The 20444-nt window shown below is 65.8% G+C and carries 23 protein-coding genes; 6 read left to right on the forward strand and 17 right to left on the reverse strand.

What is annotated here, in order from left to right; translation table 11 throughout:
* Nucleotides 1-12: 12 nt before the first annotated feature.
* From QM748_RS17750 to QM748_RS17765, 4 genes are all read right to left on the reverse strand, one after another.
* Nucleotides 13-660, reverse strand: a complete 648-nt coding sequence (locus QM748_RS17750) for a 2-hydroxychromene-2-carboxylate isomerase (RefSeq protein WP_415248319.1) — start codon at nucleotides 658-660, stop codon at nucleotides 13-15.
* Nucleotides 661-755: 95 nt separating this feature from the next.
* Nucleotides 756-1361 carry a DsbA family protein gene (locus QM748_RS17755; RefSeq protein ID WP_415248320.1) on the reverse strand — a complete coding sequence of 202 codons (606 nt, stop codon included), beginning with the start codon at nucleotides 1359-1361 and terminating at the stop codon, nucleotides 756-758.
* Entirely contained in the window at nucleotides 1358-2047 is a 690-nt protein-coding gene (locus QM748_RS17760; RefSeq protein ID WP_415248321.1) for a glutathione S-transferase N-terminal domain-containing protein, read from the reverse strand. Before QM748_RS17760 ends, QM748_RS17755 begins: the two co-directional genes overlap by 4 nt.
* A gap of 12 nt (nucleotides 2048-2059) precedes the next feature.
* Nucleotides 2060-2503: a PaaI family thioesterase gene (locus tag QM748_RS17765; RefSeq protein WP_415248322.1), complete on the reverse strand. Its 444-nt coding sequence runs from the start codon at nucleotides 2501-2503 to the stop codon at nucleotides 2060-2062.
* Nucleotides 2504-2596: 93 nt separating this feature from the next.
* Here QM748_RS17765 and QM748_RS17770 point away from each other — a divergent pair, with 93 nt between their 5' ends.
* Nucleotides 2597-3532, forward strand: a complete 936-nt coding sequence (locus QM748_RS17770) for a LysR substrate-binding domain-containing protein (RefSeq protein ID WP_415248323.1) — start codon at nucleotides 2597-2599, stop codon at nucleotides 3530-3532.
* Between the two features lie 39 nt (nucleotides 3533-3571).
* Here the strand turns inward: QM748_RS17770 and QM748_RS17775 are convergent, their stop codons facing one another.
* Nucleotides 3572-5125 (reverse strand): 4-hydroxyphenylacetate 3-hydroxylase family protein, encoded by a 1554-nt coding sequence (locus tag QM748_RS17775; protein ID WP_415248689.1) that lies wholly within the window; start codon nucleotides 5123-5125, stop codon nucleotides 3572-3574.
* Nucleotides 5126-5241: 116 nt separating this feature from the next.
* Between QM748_RS17775 and QM748_RS17780 the strand changes: the two genes are divergently transcribed.
* The 3 genes from QM748_RS17780 to QM748_RS17790 all read left to right on the forward strand — a co-directional run bounded on the left by QM748_RS17780 (nucleotide 5242) and on the right by QM748_RS17790 (nucleotide 6574).
* Entirely contained in the window at nucleotides 5242-5940 is a 699-nt protein-coding gene (locus QM748_RS17780) for a TetR/AcrR family transcriptional regulator (RefSeq protein WP_415248324.1), read from the forward strand.
* Between the two features lie 63 nt (nucleotides 5941-6003).
* Nucleotides 6004-6282, forward strand: a complete 279-nt coding sequence (locus QM748_RS17785; protein WP_415248325.1) for a type II toxin-antitoxin system RelB/DinJ family antitoxin — start codon at nucleotides 6004-6006, stop codon at nucleotides 6280-6282.
* Entirely contained in the window at nucleotides 6254-6574 is a 321-nt protein-coding gene (locus QM748_RS17790) for a type II toxin-antitoxin system YafQ family toxin (protein ID WP_415248326.1), read from the forward strand. The genes QM748_RS17785 and QM748_RS17790 overlap by 29 nt, the downstream gene beginning before the upstream one ends.
* 52 nt (nucleotides 6575-6626) lie before the next feature.
* Here the strand turns inward: QM748_RS17790 and QM748_RS17795 are convergent, their stop codons facing one another.
* The 12 genes from QM748_RS17795 to QM748_RS17850 all read right to left on the reverse strand — a co-directional run bounded on the left by QM748_RS17795 (nucleotide 6627) and on the right by QM748_RS17850 (nucleotide 19387).
* Nucleotides 6627-8372: an ABC1 kinase family protein gene (locus QM748_RS17795; RefSeq protein ID WP_415248327.1), complete on the reverse strand. Its 1746-nt coding sequence runs from the start codon at nucleotides 8370-8372 to the stop codon at nucleotides 6627-6629.
* Between the two features lie 25 nt (nucleotides 8373-8397).
* Nucleotides 8398-8811 (reverse strand): type II toxin-antitoxin system VapC family toxin, encoded by a 414-nt coding sequence (locus QM748_RS17800; RefSeq protein WP_263460527.1) that lies wholly within the window; start codon nucleotides 8809-8811, stop codon nucleotides 8398-8400.
* A complete protein-coding gene (locus QM748_RS17805; protein ID WP_415248328.1) occupies nucleotides 8808-9062 on the reverse strand; it encodes an AbrB/MazE/SpoVT family DNA-binding domain-containing protein in 255 nt (84 codons plus the stop codon). Before QM748_RS17805 ends, QM748_RS17800 begins: the two co-directional genes overlap by 4 nt.
* A 111-nt stretch (nucleotides 9063-9173) precedes the next feature.
* The gene (locus tag QM748_RS17810; protein WP_263460535.1) at nucleotides 9174-9542 is read right to left on the reverse strand and encodes a DNA-binding protein; all 369 of its coding nucleotides are present in this window, start codon (nucleotides 9540-9542) and stop codon (nucleotides 9174-9176) included.
* A 145-nt stretch (nucleotides 9543-9687) separates the two neighbouring features.
* Nucleotides 9688-10380, reverse strand: coding sequence for an urea ABC transporter ATP-binding subunit UrtE (urtE, locus tag QM748_RS17815; protein ID WP_341646299.1), 693 nt, complete (start codon nucleotides 10378-10380; stop codon nucleotides 9688-9690).
* Nucleotides 10381-10427: 47 nt separating this feature from the next.
* Complete coding sequence (gene urtD, locus QM748_RS17820) at nucleotides 10428-11312, reverse strand: urea ABC transporter ATP-binding protein UrtD (RefSeq protein WP_263460537.1); 885 nt, start codon at nucleotides 11310-11312, stop codon at nucleotides 10428-10430.
* Entirely contained in the window at nucleotides 11309-12511 is a 1203-nt protein-coding gene (urtC, locus tag QM748_RS17825) for an urea ABC transporter permease subunit UrtC (protein ID WP_415248329.1), read from the reverse strand. The genes urtD and urtC overlap by 4 nt, the downstream gene beginning before the upstream one ends.
* A 1-nt stretch (nucleotide 12512) precedes the next feature.
* Complete coding sequence (gene urtB / locus QM748_RS17830) at nucleotides 12513-14096, reverse strand: urea ABC transporter permease subunit UrtB (RefSeq protein WP_415248330.1); 1584 nt, start codon at nucleotides 14094-14096, stop codon at nucleotides 12513-12515.
* 185 nt (nucleotides 14097-14281) lie between these two features.
* Complete coding sequence (urtA, locus tag QM748_RS17835; protein ID WP_415248331.1) at nucleotides 14282-15538, reverse strand: urea ABC transporter substrate-binding protein; 1257 nt, start codon at nucleotides 15536-15538, stop codon at nucleotides 14282-14284.
* 296 nt (nucleotides 15539-15834) lie between these two features.
* Nucleotides 15835-17514 (reverse strand): nitric oxide reductase activation protein NorD, encoded by a 1680-nt coding sequence (locus tag QM748_RS17840; RefSeq protein WP_415248332.1) that lies wholly within the window; start codon nucleotides 17512-17514, stop codon nucleotides 15835-15837.
* A 14-nt stretch (nucleotides 17515-17528) separates the two neighbouring features.
* A complete protein-coding gene (locus QM748_RS17845; RefSeq protein ID WP_415248333.1) occupies nucleotides 17529-18326 on the reverse strand; it encodes a CbbQ/NirQ/NorQ/GpvN family protein in 798 nt (265 codons plus the stop codon).
* A gap of 23 nt (nucleotides 18327-18349) precedes the next feature.
* Nucleotides 18350-19387: an aliphatic amidase gene (locus QM748_RS17850; protein ID WP_415248334.1), complete on the reverse strand. Its 1038-nt coding sequence runs from the start codon at nucleotides 19385-19387 to the stop codon at nucleotides 18350-18352.
* Between the two features lie 260 nt (nucleotides 19388-19647).
* On the opposite strand from QM748_RS17850, the gene QM748_RS17855 reads away from it, so the two are divergent.
* Together QM748_RS17855 and QM748_RS17860 are read left to right on the forward strand one after the other, a co-directional pair.
* Complete coding sequence (locus QM748_RS17855; protein ID WP_415248335.1) at nucleotides 19648-19887, forward strand: hypothetical protein; 240 nt, start codon at nucleotides 19648-19650, stop codon at nucleotides 19885-19887.
* A complete protein-coding gene (locus QM748_RS17860; protein ID WP_415248336.1) occupies nucleotides 19887-20294 on the forward strand; it encodes a type II toxin-antitoxin system VapC family toxin in 408 nt (135 codons plus the stop codon). The genes QM748_RS17855 and QM748_RS17860 overlap by 1 nt, the downstream gene beginning before the upstream one ends.
* Nucleotides 20295-20444: the final 150 nt, after the last annotated feature.

Genomic DNA, 20444 nt, shown 5'->3' on the forward strand with positions numbered 1-20444 from the left:
GTGCCGCTGTGCTCAGGCGCGGCGGGCGCCGAAACGGACCTTGGCTGCGGCCTGCATGGCCGGCGATGTCAGCCGGGGATCATTCCGCAAATGGGCGTGCAGCATCGGCAAGGCGTCCAACCCCCAGAACAGGCGTTCGCCGACCACGATCGTCGGCACGCCGAAGACGCCATCGCTGGCGGCCTGGGCCGTGTTGTCCTTGAGCTGGTTCTTGACCTTGGGTGCATCCAGATCCAGCGTGCCTGCGTCGACGCTCAGGCGACCGAGCACGTCCTGCCAGGCTTCGGCGCTCTCGGGGTCGCAGCCGGTGGTGTAGAGCGCGTCGAACACCGCCGACACCACAGCGGGCGTGGCGCCCAGCGCGACGATGAGGCGCAGGTAGCGCAGGGGGTTGAACGGATGCACGGCCGGCATCACGAAAGGGAAGCCCCGTTCCTGGGCGGTCCAGGTGCACAGTTCGTAGGTGAAGCGCCGCTTGCGCTCGATCTCGGCCGGCCCCTTGTGGCCGAAGGCGTTCAGCAGCCCGGCGAACAGCACGGGGCGCCGTTCGAGTGCGACCGGCAGCGGCTCGCGGCGCAGGGCCTGGTCCATCAGGCAGGCCCAGGGCGAGATGACGTCGAAATGGAAGATGGCTTTGGCTGCGGGTTCGGTCGTGCTCACGATTTGTTTCCTCGGTCACAGGGTGTCGGGCATCGTATATGCGGCGGGAAGGTGGACCAAGCATGTCCGGTCGCGCGGTATGTAGTCGGGAAAAGTCACGCCGCCCCGGTCAGGGTTTCGGCAAGCAGGTCGATACGGTCGCTTCCCCAGAAAAGCTCGCCTTGGTAAACGAAGGTCGGAGCGCCGAACACGCCGAGCGCTCCCGCCTTCGCATGCGCCGCAGCGAGATCCGCCCTGGCATCGGTGGCAAGGTAGGCCTGCCATGCCTGCGCGTCCAGCCCGGCCGACTGCAGCGCGGCCTCGATCTCCGCATGGGATTCGAGATCGAATTCGCGGCGCCAGAACGCAGCGAGCATCGGATCGAGGAAGGCCCACAGCCGGTGGTGCGACTTGGCGAACAGCATGGCCTGGCAGCCCAGCGTCGGCTCCCACAGCTTGGTCGTGGCGCGGATCGTCAGGCCCTGCTTTTTTGCCAGACGGCGGCAGTCCATGTACAGGTATTTCACCTTGGCGACATCGCGGCTGCTGCGTGCTTCGACTTCTCCGCCATAAGCGGAACGGAAATCCGTGATGTACGGCCACCAGTCGAAACGCGTGCCGGTGCGTTCGGCCAGTTGGCGCGCCGGCCCCAAGGAGAGATAGGAGTACGGGCTGCGCAGATCGATGAAAGCATCGACCACCGGGGTTTCCTGCGCACTCATGCGCCGTCTCCCGCCTTGAACAGGTTGCGCTTGGCTTCGTCGGAGGTCGTGACGTCCACCCAGCGGTTCCGCAACAGGTCGAGGCCCCTGCCCACCGCGGGTCGGCTGCGTATGCGGCCGTACCAGGCCTGCACGTTCGCGAAATCGTCGAGGGCGACGCCGGTGTATTTGTGGATGCGGACCCACGGAAAGCAGGCCATGTCGGTTATCGAATAGTCGTCGCAGAGGTAGTCCCTGCCGGCGAGCCGCTGGTCGAGCACCGTCAGCAGCCGCCGCGTCTCCTTCTGGTAGCGCTCGATGGCGTAGGGAACGGGGCTGGGTGCATAGCGGAAGAAATGCTGTGCCTGCCCCATCATCGGTCCGAGACCGCCGACCTGCCAGAACAGCCATTGCAGCATCTCGATGCGCCGACGCGGTTCGGCGGGAATGAAGCGCCGGGTCTTCTCGGCGAGATAGAGCATGACCGCACCGCTCTCGAAGATGGTGAGCGGTTCGCCACCGTCCAGCGGCTCGTCGTCGATGATCGCCGGAATCCTGGTGTTCGGGTTGATCGCCCGGTAAGCAGGCGTGTGCTGCTCGCCTTTGGTGATGTCGATCGGGACGAGGGTGTAGGGAATGCCCAGTTCCTCGACCAGGATCTGTACCTTGTGCCCATTGGGAGCGGGCCAGCTATGGAGATGGATCATCGTCGTTCTCGCTCACTTTTCCGTCTTGCCGTGCATGACCATGATCGTCTGCTGCATCAGCGCGCACAGGGTTTCCTTGCCGTCCTTGACCGCGAACACTTCGGCCTTGGTCACGATCAGGGTCCGGCCGGGGCGGATCACCTCGCCGCGGGCGATGAGCTTCTCGCCATCGGCGGGCGCCATCAGGTTCATCTTGTATTCGACGGTCAGTACGGAGGCGTTGTCCGGCACGATGCTCATCGCTGCGTAGCCGGCGGCCGAATCGGCGATGGTGCCGACGACGCCTCCATGGACGAAACCGTGCTGCTGTTCGACGCCTTCCCAATGCGGCAGGTGGATTTCGGCACGCCCCGGCTCGACGACCGGCAGGGTGGCCCGGATGAGGTGCATGACGTTCTGGCGTTCGAAGCTTTCGCGGACGCGGATGGCGAAATCGGGGTCGATGGCGTGTGGCATGCCTGAGTCTCCTTTTATATCTGGAGCCTCATTTGAATTCATGTGCGAAGCTGGTACAAATGAGTTTTTCAGCAGTTCGCATGCGGTGACGGAATGTCAATTTCACTTGCCAGGCTCCCTTCGCCGGATCTTCTGCGCAGCTTCGTCGCCGTGGGGCGGCGCATGAGCATCACGCTGGCCGCACAGGATTTGTTCCTGACTCAGTCGGCCGTCAGCCGCCAGATCCATGCGCTGGAAGCGGCACTGGGAATGAAGCTGTTCGAGCGCACGCACCGCGCGATCCATTTCACGGCCGAAGGCGAGCGCCTGTTCGTCAGCGCCGACAGCGCGATGCAGCAGTTGCAGGACACGGTCGGGGCGCTGCAGGCCAGCCTGCTTGCGCAGCGGCCGGTCACACTGACTGCCAGTATTTCCTTCGTGGGACTGTGGCTGCTGCCTCGGCTGCCGCAGTTCCAGCAACACAATCCGAAAGTCGAGGTCCGCCTGTCGGCCAGCAACAGCGTCATGGACTTGCGCCGGGAAGGGCTGGACATCGCGATCCGCTACGGCCTGCCGGAGCAGATGCCCACCGGCGCGCAACGGCTTTTCGGTGAAACGATCTTTCCGGTGGCGCATCCGAGCCTGGGCATCCGCAGCCTGGACGACCCGGGGATCGTCGCCCGCTCGGTATTGCTCGAATTCGAGGGCGATGCCTCGCCCTGCTGGAACTGGGATGCCTGGCTCGAGGCGCAGGGCTGGGCGGGCATCAGGCCGAAAGGGGTGATCCGTTTCAATCTGTTCGATCAGATGATCCATGCCGCGGTCGCGGGCCAGGGCATTGCCCTCGGCCGCAGCCAGTTCATCCGCCCGATGCTCGACGATGGACGTCTGATTGCGCTACCGACGCGCCGGTCCGGCCCGCAGTCGAGCAAGGCTTTCTACCTGCTCCAGCGGGATGCCGAGCCGTCGAAGGGCGCCCAGGCCTTGATCGACTGGATCCTGGCCGAAGCGAAGCAGACGGACGCATCGGAGGCAGCCGCCACGGACTGACGGCTGCCTCCCGGCGCCGGCTGACGCTGGTGCCGGTTTTCAGGCGTCTTTGCCGACCTTCGGCAGCGGCACCATCACCGGCTGGCCGGGCTGGCTGCAGCCGGCGTCGCAGCAGCGCCCGGGCTGCTTGTTCTTGCTGATCGAACGGCCGTCCTCGGCCAGCACGCCGCGTTCGAGCAGGCGCTCGACCAACTCGACCTTGTTGCCGACCGGGTAGTTGCGCCAGATTTCCTGCTTCAGCGCGGTCGGCGAGCCGCCGCCGTGCAGGCTGATCAGCGAGTACCAGCCGCCCTGGTAGGAGGCGGTCAGGTCTTCGATGAAGCGGGACACTTCGATCCGCTTGTCGTAGGGGACGGCCGGGTTGGCGCGCAGCACTTCGGCCAGCGTCGCCGCAGTGGCCGGGTTGTGGTCCTCGTCCGGCCCCGGCAGGGCGACGATCAGGCCGCCGGAGACTTCGTGGGCGAGCCGGTGCATGTCGTAGATCTGGGTGGAGAGCAGCAGCTTGCCGATGTTCGAATACACCGGCTCGGGCATGAAGCTCTTCGAATACGGGTCCCGCACCGAATAGACGCTCGCGGCCACGCCGCAGGCGTAGAAGCCTTCGGTGATCTTGATCAGCTCGACCATCGGGTCGCGCAGGTTGGCCTTCCTGTCCGGGTCGAGGCCGTTGGCCTCGCACATCAGGGCGCCGGCGCCGATCAGCAGGTCGCCGAAACCCGCCCGCGCGCCGATGCAGCTGTGGCGGTGGTGGGTGGCGTAGTTGTAGGTGACGTCGCCGGAGAATTCCCATTCGCCGGCCAGGAACACGCGCTCCCAGGGCACGAAGACCTTGTCGAAGATCACCACGCCGGTCGATTGGCCGTACTTGCGCGAGAACAGCGGCGCGCCGTGCTCGGGCTTCTCGCCGGGGCGTCCGGCCGGGCGGGCGACGATGGTGATGCCCGGCGCATCGATCGGCACCGCACAGCAGAGGGCGAAGTCCTTGTCGTCTTCGCGCATGTTGCGCGAAGGCATGACGAGGAGTTCATGCACGTAGGGCGCGCCGGTGACGATGGCCTTGGTGCCGGAAATAACGATGCCTTTGGCATTGCGTTCGACGACGTGGACATAGACGTCCTGGTTCAGCTGCTGGTTGGGGCGCTTGCTGCGGTCACCCTTGGCGTCCGTCATCGCGATGCCCAGTGTCAGGTCTTCGTCCTGCACCTTCTGCAGCCAGGCGGCGAACCTGGCGCGGTATTCGGTCGAACCCCTGGCGTCATCGAGCTTGGCCATCGCCTGGCCGATGCCGTTGAGCGCGTCGTGCGCCAGGTAGCGCTGGGCGCAGCCGGTCTCCTGGCACAGCACGCGGATGGCTTCGAGCTTGTTGAGCAGGTCGCCGGCCGACTCGTCGATGTGCAGCATGCGGTTGACCGTCTTGCCCGAGGCCGTCTGCTTCGCAAGCATCAGCGGTGCCAGCGCGGGGTCGTGGGCGAAGTCGTAGGTGACGGCGAGGGCGTTGATGCCGGGCTGCAGCGAAGGAGCATCGACGACCGATTCGATCCTTTGCCCGTCAAACGTAAACGATGGGCTTGTAGCCGCGCAGGGACTCCCGATACTGCTGGCCGTCCATCAGGCCGCTGGTGTTGGTGGCAGACATGGTGGCTCCTTTCTGAGTGGCGTTGATTATATTGAACAGTGTTCAATATGTCGTGCAGTGTAGAATCCGGCTCATGCCCAAGTCAACGACTACTCGCCAGAATCCGCCCCGAGCGCGCGCCCGCGCAGCCCAAGCCGAATCGACAACAGAGTCGCGGGCGGAATCGAAGGCACTCAGGGAGAACACCCTCAACCAGGCGCGCCGCGAACTGATCCTGGATGCGGCGCGCTCGGCCTTCTTCGAGCTGGGGCTGGATGGCGCGAGCCTGCGGGAGATCGCCAAGCGGGCGGGCTACACGCCGGGCGCGATCTACAGCTACTTCGCCAACCTGGAAGAGATCTACGGCGCGCTGCTCGGCGAGTCATTGCAGCGCTTGAACGGCGTCGTTGACGCGGCAGGGGCGGACGCCGCCGGGCCGGTCGAGCTGCTGCGGGCCAAGGCCACCGCCTTCTACGTGTTCTACCGCGACAACCCGAAGGAGCTGGACCTGGGCTTCTACCTGTTCGACGGCGTCAAGCCGCGGGGCCTGACGCCGGCACTGAACCAGCAGTTGAACGAACGGTTGATGGCCGCGCTGCGGCCGGTCGAGCAGCAGTTGATGGTGCTGGGCCTGGATGCCGACGAGGCGGTGGCCGAGACCACCGCGGCGTTCGCCCACATCGTCGGTGTGCTGGTGCTGAACAACACCGGGCGGATCCGGCTGTTCAGGCAGAATCCGGACCTGCTGTTCGAGCGCTACATGGATTCGCTCGTCCGGCGGCTGCCGGAGTAGTGGGCGCCTGCTTGACTGTGTCTCAACGGAGATACAAAATTCCGGCGCATGGAGGGTTGGATCATGGCACGTTCCACGATGCTGCACGTCCGGGTGGACGACGAAATCAAGACCCAGGCCAGCGAGGCGCTGGCAGCCATGGGGCTGTCGGTGTCGGATGCGGTACGCATCCTGCTCAAGCGGGTGGTCAATGACCAGGCTTTTCCGCTGGAACTCAAGGTTCCGAACGCAGAGACGCGTGAGGCGATGAAAGAGGCTCGCGCGATGATGGCAGCGCGTACTGCCCGTTTCTCCTCTGTCGATGCCCTGGTCGATGAGCTCGAAAAAGACCGCCAGCAGTAAGCGGGCATCGCCGCCCAGGCTGTGCGATTACACGAAGGCTTTCCTGAAGGACTGGGACCGCCTGTCCCGTTCGGGCCGTAACGACCTCAAGCGCCTGAAGGAAGCAATGCTGCTGCTCATCGGCAACGATGCTCCCCTGGGTCCGGAATGGTTCGACCATCCCTTGAAGGGCGATTGGGCAGATCACCGCGAATGCCACATCGGCGGCGATTTTCTGCTGATCTACCGGCTGGAGGGGAACATGGTCCTCTTCGTGCGTTCGGGTACGCATGCCGACTTGTTCGAGGCTTAGCTGGGTGAGCTTGCCTTGAGTCGGGCGCAGCCCGGTTTCTTCTCGTCGGTACTCATGGTCCTTTCCCGCTGCGCAGAATCGAGAACAGAAGCCAGATGCCGCCGATCATCGCACCAAGGAAGCCGACGAGGCCGAAGACCGGCAAGCCCATGAGCGTCGGCCCGCCCGGCACGGTCATGACGATGGACGAGCCGACGATGAGTGCGGCGACGACGATTCCGAGTACGAGTCGGTTGGCGGCGCGATCGAGTTGATCGCCGAGCCGTTTCAGGTGGGGGACGTCGATGTGTATTTCCAGCCGGCCGCGACGGGCAAGGCGCAGCAGGCGGGAGAGATCCTGGGGCAGGCTCGCCAGCAGTGAGAGCACCCCGGTTGCTGACTGTTTTCCCCGCTTGAGCAGCGCGGCCGGGGAGTAGCGTGCCTGCATGGCACGTTCCAGCAGGGGCAGGGCCTGGCTAGCCATGTCGAAGCCGGGGTCGAGTTCGCGGCCCAGGCCTTCGAGGGTGACGAAGGCCTTGACCAGCAAGGCCAGATCGTTGGGCAGCACGAGATGATGCCGGCGCGGAATCGCCACGAGGTCGCTCAGCAACTCGCTTAGGCGCAGCTGCTTCAGTGGCACGCCGTGGTAGCGATCGACGAAGGACTGGATTTCCAGCAGCAGCTCCTGTTCATTTGCCGCACCGTCGTTCGCCCATTCGAGCATGACGTTGACGACGCTGCGGGCATCGTTCTTCACCAGCCCCAGCATCAGCCGGATCAATTCGTCGCGGCGCTCCTCCGACAGCCTGCCGACCATGCCGAAGTCGATGAAGGCGATGCGATTGCCCGGCAGGTAGAACACGTTGCCCGGGTGAGGGTCGGCGTGGAACAGCCCATCCTCGACGATCATTTTCAGTACCGCATTGGCGCCGCGCCGAGCGAGAATTTTGCGGTCCAGGCCGGCCTGCTCTACGGCTTGCAGCCTGCGCCCGGAAATACCGCCGATGAATTCCTGTACGCAGACCCGCTCGCCGGTCCATTGCCAATAGACGCGGGGAATGACGATGATGGCCGGGCCACAGGCGGGATCCGGCTCCCCGCTGCCGGAAACGGCAGCGGCCGAGTCCTGGTCGGCATAGTCCGCGAAGTTTCTTGCGATGCGATCGGCATTGCGGCACTCGCCGGCGAAGTCGAGTTCGTTGCGCAGCGACTGGGCGAACTGACGCACCATCTCGCGTGGATGCAGTACACGCCATTCGGGGCTCTCGGCCTCGGCAAGTTCGGCCAGGCGTGCAAGCCAGCGCAAATCGGCTTCCAGAACCGGGCGAATGCCCGGCCGCCGCACCTTGACCACGACTTCGCTGCCGTCGTCGAGGCGCGCCCGATGTACCTGTGCAATTGAGCCGGCTGCCAGCGGCTCGGGTTCGAACGCGGCGAAGACTTCCTCGGGTGGCGCACCGAGGTCTTCGCCGAGTTGCTGATGCACGGCAGCCCAGGGCGCGGGCGGCGCGCTGTCCTGCAGTTTCCCGAATTCGGCGATCCACTCGGGTTCGAGCAGATCGACCCGGGTGGCGAGTACCTGGCCGAGCTTGACGAAGGCCGGCCCCATGTCTTCCAGTGCCCGCCGCACCCGTTCGGGCGGCGTCATGTGGGCGAAGTCGGCCGCTTCACTCCAGTGCAGCGCCGTCCCCGCGCGCTCCAGGGCGTTGGCCAGCCCCATCCGCCGCACGATGTCGCCGAATCCGTAGCGGACCAGGATCGAGGCGATTTCGTGCAAGCGCCCCAGATCGCGCATCGTGGTCAGAGCCTGCCAGAACATCGCGTTTCCTCACACGGGAGCATCATCAGGACGAGCGAGGCTGCTCGCATGGAATGGCATCCGGCAGGCTGGACGCCCGCTTGATGAAGCGCTTGTCGAACGTCAGCAGCGCCGTGCAGGATGCGGCGCGGCTCAGATGCAGCGCGTCGGCAAAGTCCAGTCCCTGCTCGAACGCCTGCAAGGCAGCCAGCACGCGGGCACGGTCTTCGACGACGACGTTGCCATACGTGCACAGCGCGCTCAGGGCGCGGTGGATGGAAGCACGCGGCAGTTCGTAGAAGCCGCGCAGCACCCATTCCAGTTCCAGCATCACCGTCACGGAGACGAACACACGGCCCCGCATGGCCTCCAGCGCCGCAGGGCGCTGGCGCGCGGCTTCCGGGTCGTCCGGATCATCCACGAAGAAGCGTGCCAGCACATTGGTGTCGACGGCTTTCATGGCTTGGCTTTGGCAAGCAGACTGGCGGCATCGAAATCCGCCAGACGCCGCGGCTTGCCCTTGGATCTAGGCTTGAGCATGCCGTAGCCGGACTCCACATCTGCCTGGGGCGCGGGATGGGGAACGATCAGCCGGATGCCGTCCGGTTCCTCGACCAGTTCGAGCCGGCTGCCGGGGGTGAGGCCAAAGTGCTGCCGCACCTCGGCGGGCAGCACCAGTTGGCCCTTGGATGAAAGGATGACCGTAGTCATGGCGTACTCCGAGGGGGAAGGCTGTTGGTCATCCTATCTTCGTCTTACTGGTAAGACAAGGCGGCACCTGCGCCCGAAACAACGTGGTTCCGGTCAGCGGGTCTTGAAGAATCATCCAACGAATCCAGAACTGACCGATTCCAGGTAATCGATCGCATCCTCCGTTCGCCCTTCCTGCACCAACTGCAACAGAGTCTTGTGGCGGAAGGCAGGGATGGGTTCGTTCTTGATCAGGAAGATCGCCCGCTGCGGGTCCGGCTGCAGCACCGTGGCGGCCGACAGCACCCGCATCAAATCACGCAGCACCGATTGCAGCCGCGGGGACTCGGGATGGGTGCGCAGCGTATTGCGGTGAACGCCAGCCAGTTCGGCCAGATCCTGTTGCTGCAGGCCGAGAATGCCGGCGATGCTCGATGCAGAAAACCGTGACGTGCCGGGTTCGCGGGCCGATTCGAGCACGTCCGAGAGGATGGCTGCCATGACCAGGCTCCTGTGGAAGATCAGACGACGTGAACATTTTATGCACAGTTGCTGCACAGTTCAACTCATGCATATCGTGCTAGCTCTTCTCGGGCGGCCTGGCAGGAATTGGGAATGCAGGCTGATTCTTCAGGCCCGCGCTTCCTCAGATTGCCACCAGGCTCTGGATGTTCTTCTCCCGCATCTCGCTGCCCGGCCCGTGGGCGATGACTTCGCCGCGTTCCATCACCAGGTAGGCGTCGGCCAGTTCCTCGGCGAAGTCGTAGTACTGCTCGCACAGCAGCACCGCCATGCCGCGCTCCTTGGCGAGCATGCGGATCACGCGGCCGATGTCCTTGATGATGCTGGGCTGGATGCCTTCGGTCGGTTCGTCGAGGATCAGCAGCTTGGGCCCCGGCGCCAGCGCGCGGGCGATCGCCAGTTGCTGCTGCTGGCCGCCCGACAGGTCGCCGCCACGGCGGTGCAGCATCTGCTTCAGCACCGGGAAGAGTTCGTACAGGTCGGGCGGGATCGGCGTGCTGGCGCTCTTGTAGGCCAGGCCCATGCGCAGGTTGTCTTCCACCGTCAGGCGGCCGAAGATCTCGCGGCCCTGCGGCACGAAGCCGATGCCGGCGCGGGTGCGTTCGTAGGGTGCGCGGCCGAGCAGGGACTGGCCGTTCCATTCGATGCTGCCGTCCTTGATCGGCACCAGGCCCATCAGGCTCTTGAGCAGGGTGGTCTTGCCGACGCCGTTGCGGCCCAGCAGCACGGTGATCTGGCCCGGCTCGGCGGTGAGGCCGACCCCGCGCAGGATGTGCGAGCCGCCGTAGTACTGGTGCAGGTTGTGGACTTTGAGCATGGTTCGGTCTTTATCGCTTATCCATCGGGAGAGGGCATGCCGGGGCTTCAGCGCCCCAGATAGACCTCGATCACGCGCTCGTCGGCCTGGACCTGGTCGAGCGTGCCTTCGGCGAGCACCGAGCCGTCGCACAGCACGGTGACTTTTTCCGAGATGGCGCGGATGAAGTGCATGTCGTGCTCCACCACCATCAGCGAGTGCTTGCCCTTCAGGCGCAGGAAGAGCTCGGCGGTGCGGGCGGTTTCCTCGTCGGTCATGCCGGCGACGGGTTCGTCGAGCAGCAGCAGCTTGGGGTCCTGCATCAGCAGCATGCCGATTTCCAGCCACTGCTTCTGGCCGTGGCTCAGCTCGCCCGCCATGCGGCCGACGCTGCCGGCGAGGTGGATGGTGTGCAGCACTTCGGCGAGGCGGTCGCGCTGGGCGCTGTCGAGCTGGAAGAACATCGAGTGCTTGACGCCCTTGTGCGTCTTCAGCGCGAGCTCGAGGTTCTCGAACACGCTCAACTGCTCGAACACCGTCGGCTTCTGGAACTTGCGGCCGATGCCCAACTGCGCGATCTGCGGCTCGTTGTGGCGCAGCAGGTCGATGGTCGAACCGAAGAACACCGTGCCTTTGTCGGGCCGGGTCTTGCCGGTGATGATGTCCATCATCGTGGTCTTGCCGGCGCCGTTGGGGCCGATGATGCAGCGCAGCTCGCCGGGGGCGATGTCCAGGTTCAGGCCGTTGATGGCCTTGAAGCCGTCGAAGCTGACATGCACGTCCTCCAGGTACAGGATGCGGCCGTGGGTGACGTCCACTTCGCCGGCCAGCGCGTGGCGGGCATAGCCGGCGCTGCGGCCGCCCGATTCGGTGAGCGCGGCGCGGCGCTGGGCCTCGCGTTCGAGGTGGCGTTCGAAGCGGGCCGTACCCGCCTTCATCAGTTCGGGCGTCATGCGCGCGTCTCCTCTTTGGCAGCGGGGCTGCGGCCTTCCGCCTGTGCGCCTGCAAGGGGCCGGGCTTCGCCGCCGCTGCGGCGCAGCTTGCGCGCCAGGCCGGCGATGCCTTGTGGCAGGAACAGCGTGACGGCGATGAACAGCGCGCCGAGGAAGTAGAGCCAGAATTCCGGCGCCACCACGGTCAGCCAGCTCTTGGCGCCGTTGACCAGGAAGGCGCCGGCGATCGGGCCGATCAGCGTGCCGCGCCCGCCCACCGCGGCCCACACCGCGATCTCGATCGAGGCGGCGGGGCTCATCTCGCCGGGGTTGATGATGCCGACCTGCGGCACGTAGAGCGCGCCGGCGACGCCGCACATCATCGCGCTGATGACCCAGATCGTCAGCTTGTAGGGCAGCGGCGAGTAGCCCGAGAACATCACCCGGCTTTCGGCGTCGCGGATCGCCTGCAGCACGCGGCCGAACTTGCTGCGCACCAGCCAGCGTGCCAGCAGGAAGAAGCCGAGCAGGGTGCAGCCGGTCAGCACGAACAGCAGCATGCGCATTTCCTGCGTCGCGAGCGGCTGGCCGAGGATGCGCTTGAAGTCGGTGAAGCCGTTGTTGCCGCCGAAGCCGGTTTCGTTGCGGAAGAACAGCAGCATCGCGGCGTAGGTCAGCGCCTGGGTGATGATGGCGAAATACACGCCCTTGATGCGCGAGCGGAAGGCGAACCAGCCGAATACGAAGGCCAGCAGCCCGGGCACGGCGACGATCAGGATCAGCGTGGCGACGAAGCTGTCGGACAGCATCCAGTGCCAGGGCAGCTCCTTCCAGTCGAGGAAGACCATGAAGTCGGGCAGCTCGCTGCCGTAGTTGCCTTCGGTGCCGATCTGGCGCATCAGGTACATGCCCATGACGTAGCCGCCGAGGGCGAAGAACAGGCCGTGGCCCAGGCTCAGGATGCCGGTGTAGCCCCAGATCAGGTCCATCGCCAGCGCGCAGATGGCGTAGCACATGATCTTGCCGAGCAGCGCCACCGCGTAGTCCGACAGGTGGAAGGCGCTGTCCGGCGGCACCCACAGGTTGAGCAGCGGGGCGAGCGCGCACACCGCCAGCAGCGCGGCGAAGAATGCGCCCCAGCCCTTGCGCGTCAGCAGCGGCCTGCGGCCCGGGAGTTGTACCGTGGGTACGGCAGGAGTCGAGGAAGTGGTAGCTTGCATGTCATGCCTCCGCGCTGCGGCCTTTCATGGCGAACAGGCCCTGCGGGCGCTTCTGGATGAAGGCGATGATGAACACCAGCACGGCGATCTTGGCGAGCACCGCACCTGTCCAGCCTTCGAGGAATTTGTTCAGGATGCCCAGGCCCAGCGCCGCATAGACCGTGCCTGCCAACTGGCCGACGCCGCCCAGCACCACGACCATGAAGGAGTTGACGATGTAGCTCTGCCCCAGGTCCGGGCCGACGTTGCCGACCTGGCTCAGCGCGCAGCCTGCCAGTCCGGCGATGCCGCTACCAAGGGCGAAGGCCATGGTGTTGACGCGCGCGGTATTGACCCCCATGCACGAGGCGATCGGGCGGTTCTGGGTGACGCCGCGCACGAACAGGCCCAGGCGGGTGCGCGAGATGATCCAGGCCACCAGCGCCAGCACCGCAAAGGCGAAGCCGATGATGATGATCCGGTTGTAGGGCAGCGTCAGGTTCGGCAGCGCCTGCCAGCCGCCGCTCATCCACGACGGGTTCTCCACCGCGACGTTCTGCGCGCCGAACACGGTGCGCACCAGTTGCATCAGGATCAGCGAGATGCCCCAGGTCGCCAGCAGGGTTTCCAGCGGGCGGCCGTACAGGAAGCGGATCACGCTGCGTTCGAGGATCGCACCGACCAGCGCCGAGGCGAGGAAGGCGACCGGGATCGCGGCGAGCAGGTAGGCGTCGAAGACGCCCGGGAGGTACTGCCGGAACAGGTCCTGCACCACGTAGGTGGCGTAGGCGCCGATCATCATCAGTTCGCCGTGGGCCATGTTGATGACGCCCATCAGGCCGTAGGTGATCGCCAGGCCGAGCGCCACCAGCAGCAGGATGCTGCCGAGGCTGATGCCGGTGAAGGCGACGCCCAGGCGCTCGCCCCAGGCCAGCCTGTCGTCGATCTTGCGTAGTGTGCGCTGCAGCTCGCTGCGCACCTGGTCGTCGCTTTCGGCGGCCAGACGCTCGTCGAGCAGCAGGCGGGTGGCGGGGCTGGCGTCGGCGGCCAGCGTGTCGATCGCGGCCAGCCGTGCGGCGGGCAGCTCGGCATTCAGCTGCACCGAGGCGCGGATCTGCTCCAGTGCCTGCTTCACGCGTGAATCCGTTTCCTGGGCAAGCGCCTTTTCGACCAGCGGCAGGCGCTCGGCCGATGCGCCCTGGCGCATGGCTTGCGCGGCCTTCAGGCGCTGGCCGGCGTCGGCGGCGAACAGGTCGAGCGCGGCCAGGGCGGCGCTGATCGCGCCGCGCATGCGGTTGTCGTTCATCACGCTTTCCGCGCCCGCGGGCAGCGCCAGGGTTTCGCCGCTGACGGGGTCCTGCGCCTGGCCGTTGCGCACGATCAGGGCGCGGTCGCCGGTCACCACCACTTCATTGGCGGCCAGTGCGCGCAGGAAGGCCGCGGTGCGCTCGTCGGGGTCGTCGGCGATGGCCGCCTGCATGGCGGCGATGCGGCTGTTGCTGTCGCCCTTGGCCATCGCCAGGGCGGCGTCGGGCGCCAGCGCATGCGACAGGCCGGGCAGCGCAAGGCAGGCCAGCAGGGCCAGCTTTCGCAAATATCCAGTCATGGGGAACACTCAAAAGAAACTGTGCGGCTTGCGCCTGGCGGTGCGCGGCAAGCGGTCTGAGCCAGGCCACGAACGGATTGCGGCGAGTGGCGCGGCACGCACCGGTGTCGGGGCACGAGGGGGCCGCGGGCACGGCGCACGCCGTGCCCGGGCGACCCGCCAGGGCGAGAGGCGGAAGAGGAGGCTTACTGCTTTTCCGGCTCGTCCTTCTTCTTGTCGTTGCCTTCGATGTACGGGCTCCAGGGCTGGGCCTTCACCGGCGCGGCAGTCTTCCACACCACGTTGAACTGGCCGTCGCCGCGGATCTCGCCGATCAGCACCGGCTTGTGCAGGTGGTGGTTCTTCGCGTCCATCGTCAGCGTGAAGCCGCTGGGCGCCTCGAAGCTCTGGCCGGCCATCGCGGCGATGACCTTGTCGGGATCGACGCTGCCGGCCTTCTCGACCGCCTGCTTCCACATGTGGATGCCGACGTAGGTGGCTTCCATCGGGTCGTTGGTCAGCGGCTTGGTCGATTGGCCGGGCAGGCGCTTGGCCTTGGCGTAGTCGCTCCACTGCTTGATCCAGGCGTCGTTGGTCGGGTTCTTGACGCTCATGAAGTAGTTCCACGCCGCCAGGTGGCCTTCCAGCGGCTTGGGATCGAGGCCGCGCAGCTCTTCCTCGCCGACGCTGAAGGCGACCACCGGCACGTCGGTGGCCTTCAGGCCGGCGTTGCCCAGTTCCTTGTAGAAGGGCACGTTGGAGTCGCCGTTGATGGTGGACACCACCGCCGTCTTGCCGCCTGCGGCGAAGCGCTTGATGTCGGCGACGATGGTCTGGTAGTCGCTGTGGCCGAAGGGCGTGTAGGTCTCCATGATGTCCTTGTCATCCACGCCCTTGGCCTTCAGGAAGGCGCGCAGGATCTTGTTGGCCGTGCGCGGATAGACGTAGTCGGTGCCCAGCAGCACCCAGCGCTTGGCCTCGCCGCCGTCCTCGCTCATCAGGTATTCCACCGCGGGAATGGCCTGCTGGTTGGGCGCGGCGCCGGTGTAGAAGACGTTCTTGGACAGTTCCTCGCCTTCGTACTGGACGGGGTAGAACAGCAGCGCGTTGTTCTCTTCATAGACCGGCAGCACCGATTTGCGGCACACCGAAGTCCAGCAGCCGAAGGTGACGGCCACCTTGTCCTGGCCGATGAGCTGCTTGGCCTTTTCCGCCGCCAGCGGCCAGTTGGAAGCGGTGTCGATGATCACCGGCTCCAGCTTCTTGCCCAGCACGCCGCCCTTGGTATTGATGTCCTCGATGGTCATCAGCGCCATGTCCTTCAGCGCGGTTTCGGAGATCGCCATCGTGCCGGAGAGCGCATGCAGCACGCCGACCTTGATGGTGTCCGCAGCCTGTGCGGAGAAGGACAGGCCGGCGACGGCAAGGGCGGCGGTGAGAGTCTTGAGGGTGAGGTGACGCATGGTGACGATGTCCTCCAAAGGGCTGAATGCCGCCTGATTGGCGGGCTCGATGACCCTTTAGCAAAGCCTGTGCCATTCGCCTGCAAGCCTTTGGCTGCGGCGGTGCGGCAGGATTCTGCGGTTCGAGCTTTCATGCTCTCGAACGGTGCATCGGGCTGAAAAAGCGCTGCGGCGCACCAATGTCGTGCGCAAAGCAGGGGCCTGCCGAGCACGTCGGCATCAGTTGTGTGCATGGCGGCTGTCCGGGGCCTGCCAGGCCCGCTGTCGGTCAGCTTCTCCGGCACCTCCTTGGGGCGTCAGCTGCTGTCCACCACCCGCGCGCAGGTCTCGCGCAGCACGCGGGCAAGCCTGCGGGCGTCGTTGACGATGCGGTAGCCGTCGCGGCCGAAGATGCGGCGCACATAGGTTTCGGATTGGCGGTCCAGCGTCAGGCAGAAGCAGCGGATGCCCTTGCGCCTCGCTTCGCCGACGGCGAAGGTGGCGTCTTCGACGAGGTGGCGTTCATTGAAGACGTCGATGTCGGAAGGCGCGCCGTCCGACAGCAGGATCAGCACGCGGGAGTCATTGCGTTCCGTGGCCAGGCGCGCTGTGGCGTGGCGGATCGCGGCGCCCATGCGCGTCGACAGGCCGCTGCGCGCATGGGCAAGGACCGCTGCCGGCTCGGCCGGAATCGGCTGGCCGAAGTCGAGCAGGCGCAGGTAGTTGACCGCCTGCCGGCCATCGGAATCGAAACCGGCGACTTCCAGACGGTCGGCGCCTGTCCGCAGCGCCGTCATCAGCATGCCGGCGGCTTCGTGTTCGAGTCCGAGCACGCTGCGGCCGTCGGCGAGGCAGTCGGCGGTCGAGGCCGACAGGTCGAGCAGCAGCAGGATGCTGGCATGGCGCGGGCTGCGGCCGGTGCGGCAGAACAGGCGCGGGTCGGGGGCGAGGCCCAGGCGGCGGTCGACGAAAACTTCGGTAGCGGCGTCGAGGTCGATGTCCTCGCCTTCCCACTGGCGGCGGATGCGTTCGCGGCGGTCGAGACGCAGGCCGCGTTTCAGGCGCAGGCTATCGCTGATCTGTATCCCGCTTTCGTCCGGAGCTGGAGGCGGCACGGCGCGTTCGATCACGGTGCACCAGTTGTCGCGCATTCGCGCCATTTGGTAGTGCCACTCGGGATAGTCGTGGCGGGCGATTTCGGGCAGCGCCGCTGTTTCAGGCGGCGGGGCCGATGTCTGTGCTGTGGCAGCGCTGCTTTCTCCGGTGGGAGGTGGCGGGCGGCGCAGCGGCGTGTCCGCCTGCTCGGCGTCGGCGGCGTGGGCCCACAGGTGGCTGTTGTCGTCGTGCCAGGGAAAGGGCGGGGCATAGGTCTGCAGGTTCATGCGCACGCGCAACTGGCCGAGGTCGTTGGCGAGTACGTCGATCACCGGGCGGAAAGCTTCCGGGTCGTCCAGCCGCTCGGCCTGCTCCTCGAACAGGCTGCGGCCCTTGTATACCCAGGCATCGTCATCGTTGTCGGCGGCGGCGGCGGCGGCGAACGGATCGAGCAGCACGCGCTGCAGGCGCGCGATACGGGCATCGAAACCGACTTGCGCCAGTTCGTCCTGGGTGCGGATCAGGTGGCGGATCAGCCGTGCGACGCCCGGATAGCGCTCCATCAACAGACGGTCGACGCGCACGTCCTCGATCGCCGCGGCGAGCGCCAGTCCCATCGGTTTGCGCTTGCCGGTCGGCTGCCGGCGCGGCGAATGCAGCAGGTGGCCGATGGCGTGCAGCGTGGCGGCGAGCTGGAAGTGGCCGCCGTCGCTGCGCCAGTTGCTGGGGATGGCCGGCAGCAGCAGGGTGGTGCCGTGCAGCACCGGGCGTGCCGGTGGGCCGTCCTGCGGCGGGCGTTCGAGCAGCTGGACTTGGCCACCCTCGACGCCGAAGGCATGGAGCAGGTGGCTCAGCCGGCTCAGGTGCGCGGCAAGGACATCGCTGGTCGGCGCCGGGGGCATGGTGGCACGCCCCGTCAGAAGGTCGCTTCCAGGATCGCGTCCAGCGCGGCCTGCATGTCCGGATCGTCGGTGATCGGCGCGGTCATCGCCATGCGGCAGCTATCGACCGGCGGCAGGCCGTCGCGGATCAGGATGCCGGCATAGATCAGCATGCGGGTGGAGATGCCTTCTTCCAGTCCGCGCTCGCGCAGCCGGCGCGACTTGATCGCGATGTCCACCAGGCGCGCGGCGAGCGTCGGCTCGATGCCGGCCTCGTGGGCGACGATGTCGGCTTCGGCCGCGGCGGCGGGATAGTCGAATTCCAGCGCGGCGAAGCGCTGGCGGGTGGACTGCTTCAGGCTCTTGCTGTGGCTCTGGTAGCCGGGGTTGTAGGACACCACGAGCTGGAAGTCGGGATGGGCGGTGACGATCTCGCCTTTCTTGTCGAGCGGCAGGATGCGGCGGCTGTCGGTGAGCGGATGGATGACCACGGTGGTGTCCTGCCGCGCCTCGACGACTTCGTCGAGGTAGCAGATGGCGCCGTGGCGCACCGCGGTGGTGAGCGGGCCGTCGTGCCAGCGGGTGCCGTCGGCGTCGAGCAGGTAGCGGCCGACGAGGTCGGCGGCGGTCATGTCCTCGTTGCAGGCCAGCGTGATCAGCGGCCTGCCGAGGCGCCAGGCCATGTACTCGACGAAGCGCGTCTTGCCGCAGCCGGTGGGGCCCTTCAGCACCAGCGGCAGGCGGTGGGCATAGGCATGCTCGTAGAGCGCGATCTCGTGGCCGGTCGGGTGGTAGTAGGGCTCGGCGGCAATACGGTAGGAAGAGAGATCCATGTGCGGCTCGGCAGGCGGGGCGTTCAGCGGTGCTGGCTTTCCTGGTTGGGAATGCCGTCGATCGGGCATTCCGCGGTGCCCACCGTCGAGCGGGTGAGGGCTTCGACCTTCTTGCGCGTGCCTTCCGGATCGTTGATCCATTCGCCGTAGAAGCTGTAGGGGCAGGCGGCGACGCCGGCCGCATCCTCGCCGGAGTTGATCTTGCCGGTGTAGCCGCGGTGCAGCAGCTTGAACAGGTGGTTCTGCGACTGCGCGTTCTTGCGGAAATCGCGGATCAGGCTGGTGGACAGTTCGGCGTACTGGATGCCCATGTCCTCTTCGCCGCATTCGCCCAGCGTGCGGCCGTCGAAGCCGATGATGGTGGAATGGCCGAAATAGGAATACACGCCGTCGAAGCCGGTGGCATTGGCGACCGCGACGTAGCAGTTGTTCATCCACGCCATCGCCTTCGACACCATCACCTGCTGGTCCTTGGCCGGGTACATGTAGCCCTGGCAGCGGATGACCAGCTCGGCGCCCTTCATCGCGCAGTCGCGCCAGATCTCGGGGTAGTTGCCGTCGTCGCAGATGATGAGGCTGATCTTCATGCCCTTCGGGCCGTCGGACACGTAGGTGCAGTCGCCCGGATACCAGCCCTCGATCGGCACCCAGGGCATGATCTTGCGGTACTTCTGCACGATCTCGCCCTGGTCGTTCATCAGGATCAGCGTGTTGTAGGGCGCCTTGTTGGGATGCTCCTCATGCTGCTCGCCGGTCAGCGAGAACACGCCCCACACCCTGGCCTTGCGGCAGGCGGCGGCGAAGATTTCGGTTTCGTCGCCGGGCACGGTGGCGGCGGTGTCGTACATCTCCCTGGGGTCGTACATGATCCCGTGGGTGGAGTACTCGGGGAAGATCACCAGGTCCATGCCGGGCAGGCCCTGCTTCATGCCGACCACCATGTCGGCGATCCTGCGGGCATTGTCCAGCACCTCCGCCCGGGTATGCAGGCGGGGCATCCTGTAATTGACGACGGCAACGCCCACGCAATCGGCGCTGCTGGAAATGTCTCCGTGTCTCATCGGCGGGGTCTCCGGTGGAAAGTGGGGGCGAAAGGCCTGGAGACATTGTCGGGAGGCTTGTGCGCTGCACAAATACGTCGTTTGACGTATGGGGGCGGTCTTTCCTCCCGTGACCCCGTCCGGTTCAGGGAGCCAATTGGATCGTCAGCGGCTTGTGAGTGTTTCGTACTGGCTCTCTGGACGAAATCGACATGTTTGCCATACTGCGCACTCATCGCGTTATATTGATCAGACCTGACGCCCACCGGGAGGCACACGCCATGACCACCATCACCATCGAACTTCCGGATGACATTGCCGAACAGGCGCGTCGTCAGGGGCTGCTTTCGGCTTCTGCCATCAGTGCAATGCTTGAAAGCGCGCTGCTGCGTGAGAAAAACAATCTGGTGCATGGACAGCGAGAGCAAGTTGCCAGGGCGATGGCTCGGCTGCGGGAAATAGGGCAGGGTGCAAGCCTTGGCATGGATGTGCGGCAGGCCATCGAGGATGGCCGTGACTGATGTCTTTCGTGCTCGACAATTCCGTGGTGGTCGGTTGGTTTCTGGTTGACCAGGCCACACCCTATACCGACACGGTGGCCCTGCGGCTGGAGCGCGAGCAAGCCGTTGTGCCTGCCTTGTGGCAGCTCGAGTTTGCCAACGTATTGCGCACGGCCTGCAAGCGGCAACGCCTCTCTCCGATCCAGGCTGGGCAAATTGCCGAACAGATCGAACGTCTGCCGATACTGGTCGATACTGCCGCCCCTGGTTCGGCTCGGCTGCTGGCTTTGGCGCTGGAATACAACTTGAGCAGCTACGATGCGGCTTATTTGGAACTCGCGCTGAGGTTGCGTATGCCCGTTGCCAGCAAGGACGAGGCTTTGTTGACGGCTGCGGTGGCCGCAGGTGTGGGCATTGTTGGCGTTTGACCCTTTTCCTGAATAAAACCATCTAAGGTTGAAGTGCCTGGTCAGTTCGACTTACGCTGCACCGGGCTGTGTCCGATAGCTTTCGCCCAGGGTTGCGGCGGGACGGTGTGGGAGGAGTAATGGCGCGCCCTTGGTTGATGCGTACCGCCA

It is taken from the genome of Thauera sp. (assembly GCF_047601425.1).
In the GTDB taxonomy this organism is placed as follows: Bacteria; Pseudomonadota; Gammaproteobacteria; order Burkholderiales; family Rhodocyclaceae; genus Thauera.

Bases quoted from the DNA above. Each gene is read 5' to 3' on its own strand.
- QM748_RS17755 (WP_415248320.1), bottom strand. From the start codon at position 1,361: ATGAGTGCGCAGGAAACCCCGGTGGTCGATGCTTTCATCGATCTGCGC.
- QM748_RS17760 (WP_415248321.1), bottom strand. From the start codon at position 2,047: ATGATCCATCTCCATAGCTGGCCCGCTCCCAATGGGCACAAGGTACAG.
- QM748_RS17765 (WP_415248322.1), bottom strand. From the start codon at position 2,503: ATGCCACACGCCATCGACCCCGATTTCGCCATCCGCGTCCGCGAAAGC.
- QM748_RS17770 (WP_415248323.1), top strand. From the start codon at position 2,597: ATGTCAATTTCACTTGCCAGGCTCCCTTCGCCGGATCTTCTGCGCAGC.
- QM748_RS17780 (WP_415248324.1), top strand. From the start codon at position 5,242: ATGCCCAAGTCAACGACTACTCGCCAGAATCCGCCCCGAGCGCGCGCC.
- QM748_RS17785 (WP_415248325.1), top strand. From the start codon at position 6,004: ATGGCACGTTCCACGATGCTGCACGTCCGGGTGGACGACGAAATCAAG.
- QM748_RS17790 (WP_415248326.1), top strand. From the start codon at position 6,254: ATGAGCTCGAAAAAGACCGCCAGCAGTAAGCGGGCATCGCCGCCCAGG.
- QM748_RS17795 (WP_415248327.1), bottom strand. From the start codon at position 8,372: ATGTTCTGGCAGGCTCTGACCACGATGCGCGATCTGGGGCGCTTGCAC.
- QM748_RS17800 (WP_263460527.1), bottom strand. From the start codon at position 8,811: ATGAAAGCCGTCGACACCAATGTGCTGGCACGCTTCTTCGTGGATGAT.
- QM748_RS17805 (WP_415248328.1), bottom strand. From the start codon at position 9,062: ATGACTACGGTCATCCTTTCATCCAAGGGCCAACTGGTGCTGCCCGCC.
- QM748_RS17810 (WP_263460535.1), bottom strand. From the start codon at position 9,542: ATGGCAGCCATCCTCTCGGACGTGCTCGAATCGGCCCGCGAACCCGGC.
- urtE (WP_341646299.1), bottom strand. From the start codon at position 10,380: ATGCTCAAAGTCCACAACCTGCACCAGTACTACGGCGGCTCGCACATC.
- urtD (WP_263460537.1), bottom strand. From the start codon at position 11,312: ATGACGCCCGAACTGATGAAGGCGGGTACGGCCCGCTTCGAACGCCAC.
- urtC (WP_415248329.1), bottom strand. From the start codon at position 12,511: ATGCAAGCTACCACTTCCTCGACTCCTGCCGTACCCACGGTACAACTC.
- urtB (WP_415248330.1), bottom strand. From the start codon at position 14,096: ATGACTGGATATTTGCGAAAGCTGGCCCTGCTGGCCTGCCTTGCGCTG.
- urtA (WP_415248331.1), bottom strand. From the start codon at position 15,538: ATGCGTCACCTCACCCTCAAGACTCTCACCGCCGCCCTTGCCGTCGCC.
- QM748_RS17840 (WP_415248332.1), bottom strand. From the start codon at position 17,514: ATGCCCCCGGCGCCGACCAGCGATGTCCTTGCCGCGCACCTGAGCCGG.
- QM748_RS17845 (WP_415248333.1), bottom strand. From the start codon at position 18,326: ATGGATCTCTCTTCCTACCGTATTGCCGCCGAGCCCTACTACCACCCG.
- QM748_RS17850 (WP_415248334.1), bottom strand. From the start codon at position 19,387: ATGAGACACGGAGACATTTCCAGCAGCGCCGATTGCGTGGGCGTTGCC.
- QM748_RS17855 (WP_415248335.1), top strand. From the start codon at position 19,648: ATGACCACCATCACCATCGAACTTCCGGATGACATTGCCGAACAGGCG.
- QM748_RS17860 (WP_415248336.1), top strand. From the start codon at position 19,887: ATGTCTTTCGTGCTCGACAATTCCGTGGTGGTCGGTTGGTTTCTGGTT.